15 protein-coding genes are annotated in these 19,318 nt (G+C 67.8%); 3 read left to right on the top strand and 12 right to left on the bottom strand.

All coding sequences use genetic code 11. From position 1 onward, the window contains the following. Window positions 1-96 precede the first annotated feature (96 nt). Window positions 97-3,429, bottom strand: coding sequence for a TonB-dependent receptor domain-containing protein (locus tag ACW17W_RS07435; protein ID WP_492080118.1), 3,333 nt, complete (start codon window positions 3,427-3,429; stop codon window positions 97-99). A 535-nt stretch (window positions 3,430-3,964) separates the two neighbouring features. Beyond that, window positions 3,965-5,653, bottom strand: coding sequence for an alkaline phosphatase family protein (locus ACW17W_RS07430; protein WP_492080117.1), 1,689 nt, complete (start codon window positions 5,651-5,653; stop codon window positions 3,965-3,967). Window positions 5,654-5,996: 343 nt separating this feature from the next. On the opposite strand from ACW17W_RS07430, the gene ACW17W_RS07425 reads away from it, so the two are divergent. Next, complete coding sequence (locus ACW17W_RS07425; protein WP_492080116.1) at window positions 5,997-8,108, top strand: phosphocholine-specific phospholipase C; 2,112 nt, start codon at window positions 5,997-5,999, stop codon at window positions 8,106-8,108. 60 nt (window positions 8,109-8,168) lie between these two features. On the opposite strand, the gene ACW17W_RS07420 is transcribed toward ACW17W_RS07425, so the two are convergent. Next, entirely contained in the window at window positions 8,169-8,906 is a 738-nt protein-coding gene (locus tag ACW17W_RS07420) for a UTRA domain-containing protein (protein ID WP_492080115.1), read from the bottom strand. 215 nt (window positions 8,907-9,121) lie between these two features. Between ACW17W_RS07420 and ACW17W_RS07415 the strand changes: the two genes are divergently transcribed. Next, complete coding sequence (locus ACW17W_RS07415) at window positions 9,122-9,688, top strand: phosphonate degradation HD-domain oxygenase (RefSeq protein WP_492080114.1); 567 nt, start codon at window positions 9,122-9,124, stop codon at window positions 9,686-9,688. Here the strand turns inward: ACW17W_RS07415 and phnX are convergent, their stop codons facing one another. Beyond that, a complete protein-coding gene (gene phnX, locus ACW17W_RS07410) occupies window positions 9,689-10,489 on the bottom strand; it encodes a phosphonoacetaldehyde hydrolase (protein WP_492080113.1) in 801 nt (266 codons plus the stop codon). Then, window positions 10,486-11,616: a TIGR03364 family FAD-dependent oxidoreductase gene (locus ACW17W_RS07405; protein WP_492080112.1), complete on the bottom strand. Its 1,131-nt coding sequence runs from the start codon at window positions 11,614-11,616 to the stop codon at window positions 10,486-10,488. The genes phnX and ACW17W_RS07405 overlap by 4 nt, the downstream gene beginning before the upstream one ends. 119 nt (window positions 11,617-11,735) lie before the next feature. Here ACW17W_RS07405 and ACW17W_RS07400 point away from each other — a divergent pair, with 119 nt between their 5' ends. Next, a complete protein-coding gene (locus ACW17W_RS07400; RefSeq protein ID WP_492080111.1) occupies window positions 11,736-13,061 on the top strand; it encodes a DUF5690 family protein in 1,326 nt (441 codons plus the stop codon). A 121-nt stretch (window positions 13,062-13,182) separates the two neighbouring features. On the opposite strand, the gene ccoS is transcribed toward ACW17W_RS07400, so the two are convergent. From ccoS to ccoO, 7 genes are read right to left on the bottom strand one after another with little or no spacing between them, the layout of a single operon-like run. Next, complete coding sequence (gene ccoS, locus ACW17W_RS07395) at window positions 13,183-13,377, bottom strand: cbb3-type cytochrome oxidase assembly protein CcoS (protein ID WP_492080110.1); 195 nt, start codon at window positions 13,375-13,377, stop codon at window positions 13,183-13,185. Beyond that, complete coding sequence (locus ACW17W_RS07390; protein ID WP_492080109.1) at window positions 13,374-15,548, bottom strand: heavy metal translocating P-type ATPase; 2,175 nt, start codon at window positions 15,546-15,548, stop codon at window positions 13,374-13,376. The genes ccoS and ACW17W_RS07390 overlap by 4 nt, the downstream gene beginning before the upstream one ends. Continuing rightward, entirely contained in the window at window positions 15,539-16,027 is a 489-nt protein-coding gene (locus tag ACW17W_RS07385) for a FixH family protein (RefSeq protein ID WP_492080108.1), read from the bottom strand. The genes ACW17W_RS07390 and ACW17W_RS07385 overlap by 10 nt, the downstream gene beginning before the upstream one ends. Further along, complete coding sequence (gene ccoG / locus ACW17W_RS07380; RefSeq protein ID WP_492080107.1) at window positions 16,024-17,514, bottom strand: cytochrome c oxidase accessory protein CcoG; 1,491 nt, start codon at window positions 17,512-17,514, stop codon at window positions 16,024-16,026. Before ccoG ends, ACW17W_RS07385 begins: the two co-directional genes overlap by 4 nt. Next, the gene (gene ccoP / locus ACW17W_RS07375) at window positions 17,511-18,410 is read right to left on the bottom strand and encodes a cytochrome-c oxidase, cbb3-type subunit III (protein ID WP_492080106.1); all 900 of its coding nucleotides are present in this window, start codon (window positions 18,408-18,410) and stop codon (window positions 17,511-17,513) included. The genes ccoG and ccoP overlap by 4 nt, the downstream gene beginning before the upstream one ends. Further along, window positions 18,403-18,576 (bottom strand): cbb3-type cytochrome c oxidase subunit 3, encoded by a 174-nt coding sequence (locus ACW17W_RS07370; protein ID WP_492080105.1) that lies wholly within the window; start codon window positions 18,574-18,576, stop codon window positions 18,403-18,405. Before ACW17W_RS07370 ends, ccoP begins: the two co-directional genes overlap by 8 nt. Beyond that, on the bottom strand, window positions 18,573-19,310 hold the full coding sequence (gene ccoO / locus ACW17W_RS07365; RefSeq protein ID WP_492080104.1) for a cytochrome-c oxidase, cbb3-type subunit II: 738 nt from the start codon (window positions 19,308-19,310) through the stop codon (window positions 18,573-18,575). The genes ACW17W_RS07370 and ccoO overlap by 4 nt, the downstream gene beginning before the upstream one ends. Window positions 19,311-19,318: the final 8 nt, after the last annotated feature.

The raw sequence follows: 19,318 nt of genomic DNA, 5'->3' as shown, positions 1-19,318 counted from the left end.
TCGGGAAGGGTGCGGCGGCTTGAGCGGGGTCTCTCAAGCCGCCGGCTTTCCCATTCGCATCTCCCTACGCGAATGGAACCTCAGAGCCGGGAAGGGTTACCAGGCCTTGTAGTTCAGACCGACGAAGAAGCGGCGGCCGTAGGGATCGAAGTTCGAATACAGGGTGGTCCCGAGATAGGGCGCCTGTTCCGCATCGAACGCATTGACCACGCCCGCCCGCAACGAGAGATCGTCGTTCACATTGTAGCGGACCGTGAAGTCGTTGCGCACGAAGTTGCCGGTGTTCAGTTCGTCAGCCTGACGGGAGTCGGCATTGCTGACGAAATCACGGGCAAGCACGATGTCCTGGGCCGCCTGCCAGTCGGCCGTCCAGTTCAGGCTCCATACGTCGTTCGGCGTCCAGGTCAGGGACGAGGTGAACCGCACCCGCGGGTAGAACAGGGTCGAGGCCAGTTCGTCGAAGTCCGACGGATCGGACTCGTTCAGGTACTGCTGCTGGGTGATCAGCCACAGGCCGCCGATCGAATAGTCCAGCCGGCCGAAGTTGCGGCCCAGCATCTCCTCGGTGTCCATCGAGTAGCGTGCGGTGAAGTCGAGGCCGCGCGTCTTCAGGGAGGCGTAGTTGAACGACCGCTGGATGAAGCCGCCGACCGGATCACCGGAGGGCGCCCCGACGCCGAAGGGAATGTTCGGGTTGTTGCGGAAGATGGTCGAGCAGGCGTCCGCGTTCAGCGTCGGCCCGCTGACGCAGTTGGCCGCCGCCGTATCGGCCGACACCGCCGCGATCACGTCGTCGATCGTGATCTCGTAGTAGTCGAGCACCAGGCTGAAGTTGGGGATGAAGCGCGGCCGCAGCACCGTCGAGAAGGTGAAGCTGTCCGACTCCTCGGGCCGCAGGTTCGGGTTGCCGCCCAGGACGCCGGCGATGCCCGAGGTATAGTTCGGGCGGAAGTCGTCCAGGTTGGTGGCCGTCGCCCCGGCGAAGTCGAACGACAGACCCTGCTGCCCGGCCAGGGCCGTACAGTTGGTGATCCGGTTCTGTCGCGTGGCGGCGTCCGACACGGCGGCGATGTTCGCCGTGGTGCAGGGATCGACGATGCCGTTGGCGAAGGTCTGGCTGTTCGGCGCGAAATTCTCGCCGAGGTCCGGCACGCGGATCGAGGTGTTGTAGCTGGTCTTGAACGTGATGTCGCGGATCGGCCGATAGATCAGGTTGACGCCATAGACGTCCGTGCCGCCCACCGTCGAATAGTCGGCATAGCGATAGGAGCCGCTGAGCTCGGCGTATTCACCCAGGAAGGTGTCGCGGAACAGGGGAATCGACAGTTCGGCGAAGACCTCCTTGGTCTCATAGCTGACCGCCGGGAAGTCCGGTCCGGTGTTGAGGAACAGCAGTCGTCCGTCGGTGTCGCGATCGCGCCCCGTGGCTTCCGTGGTTTCCTTGCGATATTCGCCGCCGACAGCGATGCCGATCGCTCCGGCGCCCCAGAAGTCCCAGAGATTGCCGGAGATCGAGGCGATGCCCTGTTGCTGCTCGTTGCGCTCGGTGATGCCGATCGAGGCGTCGATATAGTCCAGGGCGGCCTGGCTCTGGTTGCCCTTGCCGAAGACATTGAGCGGCGCGCACTCGTCGATGGCGCTCTGGCCATAGGCCGTGTCGCGCAGGTCGCCGCCGCGCTGGTAGTCGAAGAGGGCGCCATCGGCCGCTCCCTGTCTTGCAAGCAGGGTGGAGCGGCAGACGATCTGACCGGGCGTTCCGTTGACGACGCCGGCCGTGTCGATCACGGAATCGATGGCCAGGGCGAAGCGCTGGCTGTCGACGCCGCGCTCGCGGTTCTCGACCTCGATCTGGCCATAGGTATAGCCGAGATCAAAGCTGATATCGCGCACGAAGGCGAACTGATCGAAATCGCCACGGACGCCGAGCACATAGCGCTGGAGCTCGCGCGTATTGTCCTGGGTCCGGTCCGGGCCGAACATGCTGTGGCGGGCGTTCTGCACGAGGAACGGCGTGCCGGCGACGCCGGGCGAGGTGGCGGTCGGCGCGGAATACGGCGTCACCAGATTGGTGCGGATCGCGTCCTTGACGTTCTGCGGCAGGAAGGCGTTGTCCGACCAGCGCAGGTCGAAGTTGTTGACCGCATAGATGGGGTTGGTCTCGCCCGCACCGTAGGAGTTGACCAGGTCGATGTCGAAGAAGGTGGGCTGGGCGACGTCGAACGTGTCCTCGGTGATGTATTTCGCTTCACCATAGGCCGTGATGGCGTCGGTCAGGCGGAAGTTGGCGCCGACCTGGTAACGCTGGGATTCCGAGCGCGGAACGCGCGACCCGGTGGAGAACTCGGCCGGGTTCTCGCCGTCGCCGCCGATGTTGAAGGGGCGGTTGGCCCCTGTCGAGCCGACGCGGTTGCCGAAGTTCGCCGGCCGGGCGCTCGCACCCTCATACCAGAAGGTCCGCCCGGGGGTGACCCCGAAACAACTGGACGCATAGCTGAAGTTGCCGGCCGCATTGCCGCCCGGGAAGCAGTTCTCGAACGGCACGTTCGGATTGGTCAGGTCGCTGGGCTGCTGGACATTGGCCAGGGTCGTCTGACCCCACCGCGGACGGTCGATCCGGTTGACGCCGGTGAACAGACGCGCGTCCAGGGCGCCGTCGAAGGGACGGTTGGTCGGATCGGCGTCGACGCCGATCCGCACCGGCGCGCGGCGCAGCCAGTCGATATCGAGAGAGGTGACCTCATCGACCTTTTCATATTCGGCATGGGCGTAGACGTTCAGGCGGTCGTCCAGGAAGTTCTGACCGATCACGGCGGAGACGCGACGGTTGGCCTGGCCGTCCTCGTTGATCATGCCGTAGTTCGCGTCGATCTCCAGCCCTTCGAAATTCTTGCGCAGGATGAAGTTCAGCACCCCGGACACAGCATCCGCGCCATAGACGGAGGCGGCGCCGCCCGTGACGATCTCGATGCTCTCGATCAGCAGGCGCGGGATCGTATCGACATCAACCGACAGGGAGCCGCCGCTCGAGCCGACGTGGCGTCGTCCGTCGACCAGCGTCAGCGTCCGGTTGGAGCCGAGCGAGCGCAGGTTCGGCAACGACAGGCCGCCGTCGCCCAGACCGGTCCCCGTGGTGTCGGACGGCACCAGTGAGTTGGACAGGGCGGGAATTGTCGCCAGATAGTCGATGACCGTGCTCTGGCCGGTGGACAGGAGCTGGTCCTGCGAGACCTGGATCAGGGGCGTCGGCGCGTTGGTGGCGTCGCGTCGGATGCGGGATCCGGTAACGACGATCTCCTCAACCTCGGACACGGAATCGTCCTGCACGGGCACGGACTGGCCAGCCGGCGGGAGGGGGGCGGTCTGTGCCAGTGCGGCTGTGGACGCCAGGGCCGCGCCCAGGATCGTGGAGGCCAGAAGAGTTCTACGCATAACAACCATCTTTGAAATACTGTGAAGCTGAACGACTTAAAGTTGTCGATTTCGCGCCACAAATATTTCAATCCCACCGGACGTCAAGCTGAGCGGTTCAGGCATATATTTGTATTACATTGTTATTGCGATTTGCGTCGTTGACGCGTGACCTTTAGTGACATTTTTCCACTTTATTCGAATATTTGATCTGATCTGGAACGAATACAGAGACCCGACGTTAGGCGCTGCCCGGCGGCAGAATACCCTTGGCAGGGAAGCGGAAAGGGCGGGCTCGCCGCGGGGGGCCGGTTCCGGCGCCGACCTCCCGGGGGGCGGGTCGGAAAGCGGGGCGTGCGACTTCAGCGCCCGGTCGCCCGAAGGTCAGGACAGCGTGACGTTCGTGACCATGGGCGAAGGTCGGGTGTGAACCGGAGGCCGGTGTTGACGATGGGCCGGCTCGTCCCGGCCCCCCGCTTCGATGACAGCGCCCGGACGCGCGACACCCCTCCCCCACTCTGCGGGGGCCAGGGGGCGGCGCCCCAACGGTCGGACGCTATCGCTGCGTCGCCGGCGTCAACAGGTTCGGATCGATGAACTGACGCGGCACGCCCGGGCCCTGGAACCAGGCGCCCAGCCAGGCCCCCCCGCCGCCGTTGAACCATTCCACCCGGATCGCATGTTTGCCCGGCAGAAGGTCGACGTCGCCAGCCGCCGTCACCACGCCGTGGTCGCCATCGTTGTCCACGACCAGCCGGCCATCGATGTACAGCTTGCTGCCATCGTCCGAGGAAAGGGCGAATTTGTAGGGGCCGCCGACTCCGATATCGATGTCGCCTTCGAAGACAACAGCGACGCTGTCCTCGCGGGGCAGCGTCAGCCCATCGATACTGATTTCATGCGTCGTGCCGGCGGCCGCAGGCTCGAGGCGCGAGAAGTCGGGCAACCGCACCGGGCCTTCGGGCAGCAGATACACACTGTAGCGCACGCCCCGCGCGTCTCGGACGGCCGGATCCAGGATGCGGAAAAAGGCCGTGGCCAGAACGCTGGCGGGCTGACCGTCAACGAACAGGGTCGCACGCACAATGGTGTTGCGTAGGATCTCGACCGGGCCGGAATAGAGAGGCGAGCTGATGGAGGGAACAGAGGCGTCCAGTGTAAACCGCACATCGCCGACGTCGTTCGGGTTGCGGATGCTCATCTGGGCCGCCCCCGCCGTGAACAGGCCGCCGGAAGGCGCGTTCCCGTCGCCTTCCGGAAGGATGGCGGGAGGGGCGTAGAAGCTGCTGGACCGGTAGGCCTGAGCCGGAAGCGCCTCGCCCTTGAGCGCGGCCCGTACCGGGCGGCCCAGCCAGGCGTAGGGGATGTCCGCGCCCAGCAGCCAGGCGGCCGTCGCGGGCGTGTCAAAGGTATTGATGGGCAGGTCGAGAACACCCGGTTTGATGTCCTTGCCATAGACAATCCAGGGAATCTCCAGCTCCGCCAGGCTCTCTCCGCCGTGGCCCTTGCCGACCCCGCCATGATCGGACGTGACCATGATCACGGTTTCATCGGCGATTCCGGCCTCGATCGTCGCCTGACGGATCCGGCCGATCAGCATGTCAGCCTTGGCCACGGCTTCGTAGTAGGCGGGAGTCCCGTGGCCATGGGCATGGCCGGCATGGTCAACATGATCGAGATGCACAAACAGGAACGTCGGGCGCCGGGCGAGGATATAGGCCGCCGCCAGGCTGGTCGTCTCATCCTCGTCACTGCCGTGGACGTCATAGTCAACGAAGCGGTGGTCATAGAGATTGCCGAACGCATCCCAATGATACACCGAACCCACTTCCCATTCCGGGTGCTGGTCGCCGAGCACCTGGAAAATGGACGGGAAGAAGCCGCCTGAGCCGGCCACCGAGGTTGGGAAGTTGAACTCGCCCACGTTCCAGTCATTGCTGGTCACGCCGTGCTGTTCCGGTCCGGCGCCATTGATGATGGAGGCCCAGTTTGCGCCGCTGGAGGTCGGCATCACACCGCGGGCATGCAGGCTCCAGCTGCCGCGGCTCATCATGTCATGCAGGATCGGGGTGTCAGCCTTCATCACCCCGTCCGGGCTCAGGCCGTCAACGCCGATGACAATCACATGGCGCGCCCGTTGAGCGTCCGGCCTGGCTTGCGCCGCGGCCGCGCCGCCCCACCCGGCAGTCGCCAGGGCAAGGAAGAGGCAGACAAGCTGCGGGATGACCCGGATCGGGTTGGTCATGACAGGCTCCTGGCCAGTCATCGGCACAAGAGCCCTGCGCCCCGTCGGGGAGCCTGAGGGCGTCATGTCGATGCGTTTGAATTCTGGTCTAGACCAGGTAGCACGCCAGGATTTCGGTTTTGCGACCGGCGCACCGGGCCAACAACATCAGATGAGGCCGCGCCCCGACCGTCGCTCCCCGGACCCTGGTTGGCGGCGCGGGCGCCGGCGCCGATACGGCTGAAGCCGGATGACGGGATGCGGCCTGCGGCCTGCGGCGGGCATGTCACATGATCGCAACCGCACCGCCTTAAGGGACCGGCCAGATCGCGACGCGGACGTGTCTGGATCGGTTGTTCAGGGGATGACGATGGGAATGATGCAGGATCGGCGGGGCTTTATTCGCGGCCTGATGGCGACGGCCGGCGCTGCGGCGGCCTTTACCCCGGCCATCGCCCGCGCTCTGGAGATCCCCGCCGACCGCCGGACGGGTACGCTGCAGGACGTCGCCCACGTCGTCATCCTGACCCAGGAAAACCGCTCCTTCGACCACTATTTCGGTACAATGCGCGGCGTCAGGGGCTTTGGCGACCGCTTCGCCATTCCGGCCCCGCCGATCCCCGGGGCGCCGGACCGGACCGTCCTGTTGCAGCCGAACGAGCACCCGGGCGCCGCGCCGGGGCTGATCGCCCCGTTCCGGCTGGACACCGGGGTGGATTTCCGCCTCTACCGCCCGCCCGGCACCCCCCATGGCTTCGTCGACAGCCAGGCGGCATGGGACAACGGCCGCATGGGCGAATGGCCGCGCTTCAAGAAGAACCACGCCATGGCCCATTTCACGCGGGGGGACCTGCCGTTCCAGTACGGCCTCGCCGAGGCCTTCACCCTGTGCGACGCCTATCACTGCGCCATGCATGTGGGCACCAATCCGAACCGGCTTCACATCTGGACCGGCACCCATGATCCCCGGGCCCGGGGCAATGGCCCGGCCCTGGACAACGGCTATGACACCCTGGACGGCGATCCCCAGGGCCACGGCGGCTATCTGTGGACGACCTATCCCGAACGCCTGATGGACGCCGGCGTCGGCTTCCAGATCTACCAGGACATGGCCGACAACTTCACCGACAATCCGCTGGTCGGGTTCCGGCGCTATCGACAGGCGTATGGCGCGTCAGAGGCCGCCGCCGCCCTCCTGACCCGGCGCACGATGACGACCCGCTCGCTCGACGACCTGCGGCAGGACGTGGTGAACCGACGGCTGCCGCAGGTGTCCTGGATCATCGCCCCGGCCGCCCTGTCAGAGCATCCCAGCGTCTCCACCCCGCTGCAGGGCGCGGACTATGCGGCGCAGGTGCTGGACGCACTCACCGCCAATCCGGAGGTCTGGGCCCGGACCGTCCTGCTGATCAATTTCGACGAGAATGACGGCCTGTTCGACCACATGCCTCCGCCGGCTCCGCCGGCGCGCGTGGCCGGGCGCACGGTGGGGGCCACCACCATCCCGGCCGACGACGAATACCATCGCCATGCCCGGTCTGACGCGGACAGGGCCTGTCTGGACCGCCCCTACGGGCTGGGCCCGCGCGTGCCGATGTATGTCGTCTCGCCGTGGAGCAAGGGCGGACACGTGGCGTCGGAGGTGTTTGACCACACCAGCATCCTGCGTTTCCTCGAAGCCCGCTTCGGCGTGCAGGAGCCGAACATCACCGCCTGGCGACGCGCCGTCTGCGGCGACCTGACGTCCTGCTTCGATTTCACGGCGTCCGACACCGTCGACTTCATGGCGACCCTGCCGCCCACCACGGCCCTTTCGCAACGCGCCGCAGGTCTGGAGGAGATCCAGCCGCCCTTGCCGGAGCGGGCGCTGGCCCCGGTTCAGGAAACCGGCCTGCGGCGCCGCCGTCCGACGCCCTACCAGCTCGACGCCCGGATACAGGTCGACCCGGCCGGCCAGGCCCTGGCGCTCGCCAACGCTTCGGCCGGGCGCGCGGCGGTCTTCCATGTCTATGACGTCGCCCGGCTGGACCAGGTTCCCGCACGCTATACGGTCGGCGCCGGCCAGGTCCTCGCCCACCCCCTGCCCGTATCCGACACAGCGAAGGACCTCTTCGTCCTGGGGCCAAACGGATTCCATCGACGCCTGACCGGCAGGAGCGATGTCTTCTCGGTCAGTATCGAGGGCGGCATGGCGACCCCCGCCTCGCTCCGGCTGGCAAATCTCACCTCAACGCCGCAGTCCGTCGCCATGACGGACCGGGCCTATGGCGCAGCGTCCGATGTCATCGTGCTGGCGGCCGCAGAAAGCCGCAGCCTCCCGCTGGACCTCACGGACAGCCACGGCTGGTACGACCGGCAGTTCGCGGCCAGCGGTCAGGTCTGGCGGATCGCCGGCCATGTCGAGACCGGTGACGCGTCATTTTCGGATCCTGCTGCGGGCGGCGCCGGCCCTCTCCGGCTGGACTCGCCAGGCTGACGATCTGCACCGGCTCCGGCGCCCGGACGTCCGCCCGGACGGCGCGGGCCGCCGCCGCCGTCAGCGGACGCGAATATCGACGCTGATCCGTACAGCGTCGTGGCGCCAGTATTCATGGTCAAACTCAACCACGCGCCCCCGGGCGTCGTGGCTGATACGCTGGACGGCCAGGCCGGGCAGGCCGGACTTCACCCTCAGGGCCTCGGCCTCATAGCCGGTCAGGGCGCAGGGCTGCATGGCGACCTGGTTGCGCGCGACGGATATCCCGTAGTTTCCCTTCAGGATGTCGGTCAGAGACTGATCGAGGGAAAAGCGCAGCAGATCCGGAGCCAGGGCGGCATCGACGACAATCCGCTCCACCAGCACAGCGCGGTTGTCGACATAGCGACGCCGCCGGATGCTGTAGAGCGGTGCGCCCGGCGGCCGTGAGAACACCTCGGCCAGGTGCGGATCGGCGACAATCGTCTCGGCCGAGATCGTCTCGGTCGCCGGAATTCGCCCCTGCGCCTCGACATAGGACATAAAGCCTTCCCATCGGGTCGGATCATAGACCACCGGCGGCGGCGAGACGTACCAGCCGCTGCGATCCCGGCGGTAGATCGCACCCTCCGCCTCCAGCTGGAACAGGCCTTCGCGAATGGTGCCGCGGGCGACCCCGAGGTCGGTCTGGAGACGTCGCTCCGAAGGCAGTCTGTCACCGGGCTTGAGTTCGCCAGAAGCGATCCGCGCCGCGATATTGTCGCGCATGCCCAGATAGTGGCGGCCTTCGATGACCAGTGCGGGGGCTGTGTTCGCCATTCAGGACCTGTCGTTGCGACGGCCCCTACCGGGACGACGACGCCGTCCCGGTGAGGCCGCCACGCGGTTGCACTAGCCTAACCCGATTTGTCCGGCGTTCTGCAACAATCCGTACACGGTCCCCCGCCCCCCCTTTGACATCAGACGGACCAGCGACGCCGACAGGCTACCGGCTGGCCTCTATTTGGTATAGACCAGTTTCAACTGGAGTCGTCATGGTTCGCCCCCCCTCACCCGAAGCCTTCGTCGCCTCGATCGTCACCCTGTTCGAAAGGGCCGGACATCACCACTACGGCGAGGCCGTGACCCAGCTGGATCACGCCCTGCAGACAGCCCACCATGCGCGGGTCGACGACCAGCCCGACGCCCTCGTGGCCGCCGCCCTGCTGCATGACATCGGCCACCTGCTGCAGAAACAGGGCCAGGACGCGGCGGACCGGGGCGTCGACGCCCTTCACGAGAGGATCGGGGCGGCATGGCTGGCGCAGGGCTTCGGGCATGACGTCACCGAACCTGTACGCCTGCACGTCGAGGCCAAACGCTATCTGGCGACCCGGGAACCCGGCTATGCCGAGGCCCTCAGCCCCGCCTCCCGCCAGAGTCTGGCCCTGCAGGGCGGCCCGATGACCAGGGCCGAGGCGGAAACCTTCGAGGCCGCGCCGCATTTCGATCCGGCCGTTCGGCTGCGTCGCTACGACGAACGGGCGAAGGTGGAAGGCGTGACGATCGCTCCGCTGGAGGCCTATCGCGATCTGCTGACGGGCCTGGCCGCGCGCCCCTGATCAGCCGCGCCGCGCCGCCTCGGCTTCAAGGGCGGGGATCAGATCGGCGACCGTATCGATGACCAGATCGGCCCCCGCCGCGCGCAACCGGTCGCCGGCGTCGGCCAGCAGGGCCGCGCGCGTATTCGGGTCCAGTCCGGCGAGGGCCTGGGCTGTCAGCCCGATCATATTGCCGGACGCCGCCACCCCCACGGTGAAACAGCCCGCATTCCGCCCTTCGGCCATACCGACCTCGGCGTCATCGACCTTGACCACCCGCGACAGGGGCCAGACGTCCAGATCGATACAGGCCTTGTAGATCATCAGGGGCGACGGTCGTCCCTGCGGCGTCTCATGGGCGCAGACCAGTCCGTCGGGCGCATAGCCCTGGGCCGCCGCACGGGCCAGAACCATCTGCATCATCTCGCGGGTATAGCCGGTGCAGGAGCCGATCTTCAGCCCCTCCTGACGCAACCGCCGGACGGTGTCAGCCGCGCCGGGCGTGAGCTCGGCCGTCTCCTCCGCCAGCCGGATCATCGGCGCCTGCAAGGCCGACATCACCTGTTCGACCGCAGCCTGATCCGCTTCGGACGCACTGGCGGCGCGCCAGTCCCGGGCGATCCGGGGCTGGTCCAGCAGGGCGCGGACATGGTCGGCCTTGGCCCGACCCATGTCGCGGCGCGCCTCGGCCTCATCGACCGCCACCCCAAGGGCGGCGAAGGCCTCGATCAGGGCCAGAACCGGCGCCCGGCTGCCGAAATCGACCATGGTCCCGGCCCAGTCGAACACGACCATGTCGAACCAGGTTTTGGTGGGGGTCATGGCGTTTTCTCCTCGAACAGATCGGCCATCACCTCCTCGGCGAAGGCGAAGGCGGTGGAGGCGCCGTTGCCGGCGGTGATCAGGGCCAGGCGGACGCGCGGATGGGGCGCCGCGATCAGACTGCCGTCCAGTCCGCGCGCATAGGTGCCGACCCAGCGTTCCTGAACCGGCGGGGCGTCGCGGCCCGTAGCGGCGCGCCACTCGTCGAGGATCAGCCGCTCCACCGCCTCGCTGGCGAAGGGGTCGGGCGTGGCGGCGTCATGGTGGCTGTCGCCGACCACCAGGGCGCCGTCGGCGTCCTGCACGGCGATCAGGTGGACCCCGTTGGCCAGGGCCGAGCCCTGCTCCGCCTCCAGCCTCGACTTCAGGGCATCGGCTTCCGGCAGGTCGGCGTAACCGCCGTAGCGGACCAGCCCGAGATCCGACATCACCGGCGCCGGCAGGGCGAAGCCGGGCGGCGCCAGCCGCATCATCTGCAGCTTGCAGCGTATCAGGCCGGCGTCGAGCAGATGGTCGGGATACAGGCTGGCGAAATCATCGCCCGGACAGACCACCACCGCCCCGGCCTCGACCACGCCGCGCGCGGTGACGATCCGCGGCGGCTCGACCGCATGCACCGCCGTCTGGCGCAGGAAGACGACGCCAAACCGGTCGCTCAGCCAGGCGGCGAGACGTGGAATGGCGGTGCGCGAATCCACCCGCAGCTCGTGCGGGCTCCACAGCGCTCCGACCGTCGCGGGGCCCGTCACCTCCGGCGCATGTGCGATCGCATCATCGCGTGACAGCAACCGGCAACCCTCGCCCATCTCGGTGGCCATGAAGGCGTCCAGCACGGCCAGGGCCTCGGGCCGGCGCACCGGCAGCCAAAGCCCCTGTTGCAGCACCGGAATCCCCGCTGCGGCGGCGACCTCGGCCCAGACCGCGCGGCTGCGCCGCGCCCGGTTCCAGACCTGGCCGCGCGGCTGGCCGGTGACGGTGACGAAGCCGAAATTGCGAATCGAGGCGCCATTGGCCTGGGCGTCGCGGTCGATCACGACCACCGACAGGCCCCGTCGCGCTGCGGCCAGGGCGGCGGCCAGGCCGACGATCCCGGCCCCCACCACCGCGACATCGAACGACGCCGTCATGGCATGATCCGCCCCAACTGCGCCGGACCGGCTGTTGCAGATTGCATCCCGATTTCTCGTCATTCAGCCGTCGTACGTCTGGTCTAGACCACGCGAGTGCAACAGGGGCAAGACACGTGATGGAACGGCTGCGTTTCTGGCTGGCGCGCGCCAATCCGGTGGTCTTCGTCCTGTTCGCGGGCCTGGCCGGGTTCTGCGCCTATTTCTCGATGTACGCCTTCCGCAAGCCCTTCACGGCCGCCACCTTCGACGCCGTGGCCGGCTGGGACTTTGCACTGGACTACAAGGTGGCTCTGGTCATCGCCCAGGTCGCCGGCTACGCCCTGTCCAAGCTGATCGGGGTCAAGGTCATCGCCGAAATGCGCCCTGAGCGGCGCGCCGCAGCCATCGTCATTCTGATCGGCGCTTCATGGCTCGCCCTCGTGCTGTTCGCTGTTATTCCAGCGCCCTGGAACGTCGCCGCCCTGTTCCTGAACGGCCTGCCGCTGGGCCTGATCTGGGGCCTGGTGTTCGGCTTCATGGAGGGCCGCCGCACCAGCGAGGTTCTGGGCGCCATCCTGTGCGCCAGCTTCATCCTGTCGTCCGGCGTGGTCAAATCCATCGGCAAGGCGCTGATGGATGCGGCGGCGGTCAGCCCCTTCTGGATGCCGGCGGCGACAGGGCTGATCTTCATGCCGCTTCTGGCGATCTCGGTTCTGGCCCTGGCCGCCCTGCCCCCGCCCAGTCCCGCCGACGAGGCCGAGCGTGTGGCGCGCCGGCCGATGATGGCCAGGGAACGCGCCGCCTTCCTGGGCGCCCACTGGCCCGCCCTGGTCCTGCTGGTCGCCGCCTATGTGATGCTGACGGCCTTCCGCGACCTGCGCGACAATTTCGCCGCCGAGATCTGGCGCGCCCTGGGCTATGGCGACGCCGCCTCGGTCTTTACCGCCAGCGAGGGACCGGTGGCGGTCCTGTCGCTGCTGTCCATGGGGGTGCTGATCGCGGTCAAGGACAACGGCCGCGCCCTGCTGATGATGCACGGCGTGATCCTGACGGGTTTCGCCCTCCTGGGCCTGTCCACCCTCGCCTTCCAGCAACAGCTGTTGTCGCCGATCGCCTGGATGATCGCCGGCGGCGCCGGCCTCTATCTGGCCTACACCCCGTTCAACGCCATGCTGTTCGACCGGATGATCGCCTATTCGGGCACGGTCGGGACGGCGGGATTCCTGATCTATATCGCCGACGCCTCGGGCTATCTGGGCAGCGTCGTTCTGCTTCTGGTCCGCAATTTCGCAGCTGTGGACCTGCCCTGGCTGCCCTTCTTCGTCACCGCCGCCTATGCCACCAGCATCGCCGGCCTCGTGCTGGTGACCGGCGCGGCCGTCCTGTTCCTCCGGGGCCGAACCCGGCTCCGCGAGCGTCACACCATGCAGGTGGAGCTCCAGAGGACGGAAGCGGACGTCTGAACACGGTCCGCCCGGATGGACCCCGCGTCAGACCATTGGGCCTGAGCCGCTCAACCGCAGAAGGGGCAGGTTTGGGGCGCGGCGATCCGGGACAGCATAGCCGACCCAGACGGCTGCGCGCTCAGACCTCTGCCCCGGGCTCCTGCGCGGCCGGGGCCGGTGCATCGGGCGTCAGATCGGCGTCCTCCAGAAGGATCCGCTCTGCGGCCCCCCGGATGTCTTCGTACTGCCCGGCCCGAAGGGTCCAGACGAAGGCCGCGACCGCCAGAAGCCCGAGGAAGACCGAGAAGGGGGCGAGCAGCAGAAGGATGTTCATCGCCCGCCCCTGAGCCTGAGTGCGTTCAGCGTGACCACGAGGGACGATCCGGACATGGCCAGGGCGGCGACGAACGGATTGACCAGACCCAGCATGGCCGCCGGCGCCGCCACCAGGTTGTAAAGCGCCGCAAAGCCGAAATTCTCCAGCGCGCGACTGCGGGCCGAGCGCGCCACGTCGATCGCCTCGACCACGGCCATCAGGGCATCGTCGATCAGGACCAGATCGGCGGCGTTCTGGCTGGCCTCGATGGCGGACCCCGGCGCGATGGCGGCATGGGCGCGCGCCAGGGCGGCGGCGTCGTTCAGACCATCGCCGATCATCAGGACCCTGCGGCCCCCGGCCGCCAGACGATCGACGGCCCCGGCCTTGTCGCCGGGCAGGAGGCCGCCGCGCCAGGCGGAGATCCCGACGGCCCGGGCGACGCCCTCGACGACGCCAGGTTGATCGCCGGACAGGATCTCGACCGTCAGGCCCCGGGCCTCCAGGGCGGCCACCGCGCGGGCGGCATCCGGCCTCGGCGTGTCGGAAAATCGCAACCGCACCTTCGGCCCGTCGTCATAGCCGAACCACAGCTCGGTCTCCACCGATCGGTCGGTGGGCGCCCCGACAAAGGCCGCACGGCCCAGCCGGGCCCGGCGCCCGTCGATGATTCCCTCGACCCCGAGACCGGCATGCTCCACCACCTCTGTGGCGACCGGGCCGGCGCCCGCCGCGCGCGCCACCGCGCGGGACATGGGATGGTTCGATGCCCGGGCCAGGGGCGCGGCCATGGCGATTACCGCGGCCGGGGTGTGGATCAGGCCCGGCCGACCCTCGGTCAGCACGCCCGTCTTGTCGAAGATGACGTGATCGATCTCCGCCAGACGCTCGAGGGCGGCGCCGGACTTGACCAGAACGCCCCGGCGAAACAGTCGCGCAGAGGCGACGATCTGGACGGCCGGCACGGCGAGGCCCAGCGCACAGGGGCAGGTGACGATCAGGACGGCCACCGCCCGGATCAAGGCTTCACGAGGCTCAAGGCCCAGGGCCCAGCCGCCGGCGAAGGTCGCCAGCGCCGCTGCATGGACCACGGGCACATAGAGGGCCGCCGCACGATCCGCGAGGCGCACATAACGCGACCGGGACTGGGCCCCGGCCTCGACCAGTCGGGCGATGGCGGCCAGCGACGAATCCTCCGACGCCGCCCGGGCCCTTACGATCAGGAGACCCGCCGTATTGACGGCGCCCGCCCGGCACAGCTGGCCGGGGGCGACGCGTTCCGGGACGCTCTCGCCGGTCAGCAGACTGTTGTCGAGAAGCGCATCGCCCTCCTCCAGGATCGCATCGACCGGGATGCGGTCTCCGGGCCGCACCCGCAGGCGGTCGCCGGGACGGATATCGCCCAGCGGCACCGAGCGCTCGGCGCCGGAGGCGTCGATGACGCTGGCCGTGGCGGCCTGGAGCGCGAGCAGATCCGCCGCCGCACTGCGGGCGTTGGCTCTCAGGCGGTGGTCCAGCCACCGGCCGATCAGCAGAAGAAACAGCAGGGAGACCGCCGCATCAAAATAGGCGTCGCGGCCGTGAAGGATGGTCTCCGAAAAGCTGATCGCCAGCGTCAGGATGACCCCGACCGAGATCGGAACGTCCATATTGGCCCGGCCCACGCGCAGGGATCGCCAGGCCGACTCGAAAAAGGTCATGCCGGCGAAGACCGCGCAGGGTGCGCCGACCGCAGCCGACATCCACATCATCATGGTGCGGGTGGCGGGTCCCAGTTCCTGATCGAACAACCCGGCCCAGATCGGCACCGAGAACATCATGGCGTTCATGGCGCCGAAGCCCGCGACGGCGAGGGCGAGGATCAGGCGGCGGCCCTCCCGATCGCGCTGGACCATGGCGACGCCCGGGTCGAAGGGCATGGCGGGATAGCCGAGGCGATCCAGCGCCGCGATGATCCGCGCCGGTTCGACGGCGGCGCCGGACAGGGTGACGGCGAGACGACCGGTCGACAGGTTCAGACGGGCGCTGTCGACACCGGGCAGTTTCGCCACCTCCCGCTCGATTTTGGAGATGCATCCGGCGCACCGCGCGCCCGTGACCAGAAGATCGAGCCGGGCGTGGCCATTGTCCTGCCTGCGCAGGAAGGCTGACATGTCCGGCGCGGCCGCCGCGTCAAAGGTTACGGCCATGTCAGCCTCCGCTCGGCGATAAAGCGGCGATTGGCGCCGTCCACCGCATTGATGCGGACGTCCCATGCGCCGGACAGGGCCTTGTCGGCGCCATACCGGCCCGGCGCCAGCGGCTTGAGCGCCAGCTCGGCGCGGCCCTGTTCGGTCGCAGGGCGCTGCAGCGTGACCGATATCCTCAGACCCGGAAGGGGCCGGCCATCGCGGTCCAGCATCAGAACCTCAAGGCCATTGGCGCGCGCCTCGACGCCGGCCCGCCAGCCCAATGCATCCTGGGCGCGGAGGCGCTGCAGTTCGGCATTGTAGATCAAGCCTGATTCATAGGGCCGGGCCGCGACCTGACCCGGATGGGTGCGGTAGGCCATCACCAGAAAACCGGCGTCGACCCCGACCACCAGGGCGAAGAAGGCCACGACGCCGGCGGCGACGTGCCAGCCCCGGACGACGAACGCCGGCTTCGCGGACGGGATCGGCGCGGTCATCGAGTCTGGCTCCCGTATTCAAAGGCGGTGGGGACGATGGTCGAGACGCCATTGGAACGGATCTCGAAGGCGGCGTCCCGACTGCCTTCGGCGACCCGGTCGGCCGGGACGGTGACGAAGACGCGCAGGGAGGTCACGCGGTTCGGATCGACCGCGACGCGCAGGGGACTGGCGCCCGGCTGGCCGGGGATCCTCGGCTCCGCCCCCGGGACGCCCGTATAGCGGATCTCGAGCCGGGCCGCCTCGAAGCCGTGGTTGGCGATCTTCAGGGTGTAGCCGTTACGGATCGCGCCGTCGTGAAGGCGGATATAGGCCGGGTTGCGATCCCGCAGGGCATGGACGCCCAGTTGCTGGCGCGTGCTGAAGCCCCAGACCATCAGGCTCCCGACCACCAGCAGGGCCAAACCGTAGTAGAGGGTGCGCGGCCGGACCAGCCGGTGCGTCGGCTTCTGACCGCAACTGCGAGCCGCCACCGCAGCATCGGTGTCATAGGCGATCAGGCCGCGCGGCCGTCCGACCTTGTCCATGATCTCGTTGCAGGCGTCGATGCACAGGCCGCAGTTGATGCACTCCAGCTGGGCGCCGTCGCGGATATCGATGCCCATGGGGCAGACGACCACGCACTGGTTGCAGTCGATACAGTCGCCTCGGCCTTCCCAGGTCTCGGTCTTCTTGTGCGGACCGCGGGTCTCGCCCCGGTCGTAGCGATAGGTCACCTGGAAGGACTGGTCGTCCAGCATGGCCCCCTGGATACGGGGCCAGGGGCACATATAGGTGCAGACCTGCTCACGCATGTAGCCGGCGAACACATAGGTGGTGAAGGTCAGGACCGCGCAGGACACATAGGCCGTCATCGCCGCCTTCCCGACCCAGAAGGTGCGGATCAGCTCCGGCGCGTCGTGGAAATAGAAGATCCAGGCCCCGCCCGTGCCAAAGGCGACCCCGATCCACACGGCGTGTTTGCCGGCCTTGCGCCACAGCTTGTTGAACGACATCGGGGCGGCGTCCAGCCGCATACGGGCATTGCGATCGCCCTCGAACATCCGCTCGATATAGATGTAGAGGTCGGTCCACACCGTCTGGGGGCAGGCGTAGCCGCACCACAGCCGGCCGAACAGGGCGGTCACCAGAAACAGGGCCAGGGCCGCAGCGACCAGCAGGCCGGTGATGAAATACACCTCCTGCGGCCACAGCTGGATCGTGAAGAAGTAGAACCGGCCGCCTTCGAAATCGACCAGAACCGCCTGATCCGGCAAGCCGCCCGGACGGTCCCAGCGAATCCACGGCGTGACGTAGTAGATCGCCAGCATGGCGACCAGCAGCGCCCATTTGATCCACCGCCACCGGCCGTGGACCAGTTTCGGATAGATGGGCGCCCGGGCCTGGTAAAGGCCCTTGGGTCGCGCCTTTTCGCGCTGGCGTGCGGCGACCGAGACCGGATCCGTCGCCGCCGCCCGGTCGCGGGTCCGGTCAATGATGATGGTCATGGCGCGGCGGCCAGGCTCGCCGCTGAGGGTTCTCCGCCACCCGCATTGACGTGAACATAGACGGCCAGCGCCTTGATCACGGCCGGAGAGAAGCGACCCTCCCAGGTGGGCATGACCCCGTTGCGGCCATTGTGGATCTGGCTGCGGATCGATTCCCGATCGGAACCGTACAGCCATTCCCGGTCGGTCAGGTTGGGGGCCCCCAGGGTGCGGTTCCCGACGCCGGTCGGCATGTGACAGGCCGCGCAGTTGTCGGCATAGACCTGTTGCGCCCGCTGGACAGCCGCCGCATCCGCCTGACGACCGGACAGGGCGACGACATACTCGGTCAGATCATTGACCTGGGCCGGGCTCAGCATCGCCTCCCGTCCGAACGCCGGCATCTGCGACGTGCGCGTGTCCGGATGGGCCGCCCGTACGCCGACGCGGAGCGTGTGTTCGATCTCCGCCAGTGAGCCGCCCCACAGCCAGACATCGTCGCGCAGGTTCGGATAGCCCTTGGCCCCGCCTCCCCCGGCTCCGTGGCAGCTGGCGCAGTTGTCGCCGAAGACGGACTGGCCGACCGCGAGGGCGTGGGCCTGCAGCTCCGGATTGGCTTCGATCTGTTCCAGGGACGCCGACATCAGCAGCGCCTCGCCGCGGCCGCGCTGAGTCTTCAGGCCGGCCAGTTGCTGGACCACATCGGCGCGATCGGACTGTTTCATCAGCCCGGGCGTGTATCCCGTCAGGCCCGGCCAGGCGGGCATCAGCACCCAGTAGACGATCGACCAGGCGATACAGCCGTAGAAGATCCACAGCCACCAGCGGGGCAGCGGGTTGTCCAGCTCCTTGATGCCGTCCCACTCGTGTCCGGTCGTCTCGGTCCCGGAATGGTCGTCGCGCTCGCGTTCAGACATGGTCGTCCTCGTCCTTCTCGAGCGGCAGGTGGGAAAGGCGGCGGAAGGCCTCGCGGTGCTTCGGCCACAGGGCGTAGATCAGGCCGCCGATAAAGACGGCGCCGAAGTAGAGGGTTCCGCCCTGCTGGGCGAACCGCGCCACGGTTTCGTAGTCGAGGCCGCTCATCGCATATTGTCCGGATCTTCGGCCTGATAGGTCCTGAAATCGACCATGGTGCCGAGTTGCTGCAGATAGGCGATCAGGGCGTCCAACTTGGTCAGACGCGTCGGGTCGCCGTCGAAATCGCCCTGGAGAATCCGGGGGCCGTAGCGGCGACGCAGGTCGGATGTCTCGCTCGCGAACGGGTCGACCTGGGCGTTCAGATCCGCCACCGCGTTCTCGATCTGCTCGGGCGTATAGGGAACCCCCACCGTCCGCATGGTCGCCAGCTTGGCCCGGATGGCGTGTTGATCCAGGTCCTGGTCCGCCAGGAAGCGGTAGGGCGGCATGTTGGACTCGGGAACGACCGCGCGCGGGTTGTCCAGGTGTTCCTGGTGCCATTCATTCGAATATTTGCCGCCGACCCGCGCCAGATCCGGGCCGGTGCGCTTGGATCCCCACTGGAAGGGGTGGTCGTACATGCTCTCGGCGGCCAGGCTGTAGTGACCGTAGCGTTCGACCTCGTCGCGCAGCGGGCGGATCATCTGCGAGTGGCAGCTGTAGCACCCCTCGCTGATGTAGACATCGCGGCCGGCCAGCTCGAGCGGGGTGTAGGGGCGCACGCCCTCCACCTTTTCGATCGTGCTCTCGACCCAGAACAGGGGGGCGATCTCAACAATGCCGCCAATCGAGACGACGATGGTGATTCCGAGCACCAGCCACAGCGAGTGCCGCTCGAATTTTGCGTGTTTTTTCCACATGGAGCGAT

This window comes from Brevundimonas sp. FV1ye29L, assembly GCF_058681095.1.
This window is presented reverse-complemented; position numbering and strand designations above follow the sequence as displayed.

Coding starts and splice junctions, on each gene's coding strand:
- ACW17W_RS07435 (WP_492080118.1), bottom strand. CDS start 3,429: ATGCGTAGAACTCTTCTGGCCTCCACGATCCTGGGCGCGGCCCTGGCG.
- ACW17W_RS07430 (WP_492080117.1), bottom strand. CDS start 5,653: ATGACCAACCCGATCCGGGTCATCCCGCAGCTTGTCTGCCTCTTCCTT.
- ACW17W_RS07425 (WP_492080116.1), top strand. CDS start 5,997: ATGACGATGGGAATGATGCAGGATCGGCGGGGCTTTATTCGCGGCCTG.
- ACW17W_RS07420 (WP_492080115.1), bottom strand. CDS start 8,906: ATGGCGAACACAGCCCCCGCACTGGTCATCGAAGGCCGCCACTATCTG.
- ACW17W_RS07415 (WP_492080114.1), top strand. CDS start 9,122: ATGGTTCGCCCCCCCTCACCCGAAGCCTTCGTCGCCTCGATCGTCACC.
- phnX (WP_492080113.1), bottom strand. CDS start 10,489: ATGACCCCCACCAAAACCTGGTTCGACATGGTCGTGTTCGACTGGGCC.
- ACW17W_RS07405 (WP_492080112.1), bottom strand. CDS start 11,616: ATGACGGCGTCGTTCGATGTCGCGGTGGTGGGGGCCGGGATCGTCGGC.
- ACW17W_RS07400 (WP_492080111.1), top strand. CDS start 11,736: ATGGAACGGCTGCGTTTCTGGCTGGCGCGCGCCAATCCGGTGGTCTTC.
- ccoS (WP_492080110.1), bottom strand. CDS start 13,377: ATGAACATCCTTCTGCTGCTCGCCCCCTTCTCGGTCTTCCTCGGGCTT.
- ACW17W_RS07390 (WP_492080109.1), bottom strand. CDS start 15,548: ATGGCCGTAACCTTTGACGCGGCGGCCGCGCCGGACATGTCAGCCTTC.
- ACW17W_RS07385 (WP_492080108.1), bottom strand. CDS start 16,027: ATGACCGCGCCGATCCCGTCCGCGAAGCCGGCGTTCGTCGTCCGGGGC.
- ccoG (WP_492080107.1), bottom strand. CDS start 17,514: ATGACCATCATCATTGACCGGACCCGCGACCGGGCGGCGGCGACGGAT.
- ccoP (WP_492080106.1), bottom strand. CDS start 18,410: ATGTCTGAACGCGAGCGCGACGACCATTCCGGGACCGAGACGACCGGA.
- ACW17W_RS07370 (WP_492080105.1), bottom strand. CDS start 18,576: ATGAGCGGCCTCGACTACGAAACCGTGGCGCGGTTCGCCCAGCAGGGC.
- ccoO (WP_492080104.1), bottom strand. CDS start 19,310: ATGTGGAAAAAACACGCAAAATTCGAGCGGCACTCGCTGTGGCTGGTG.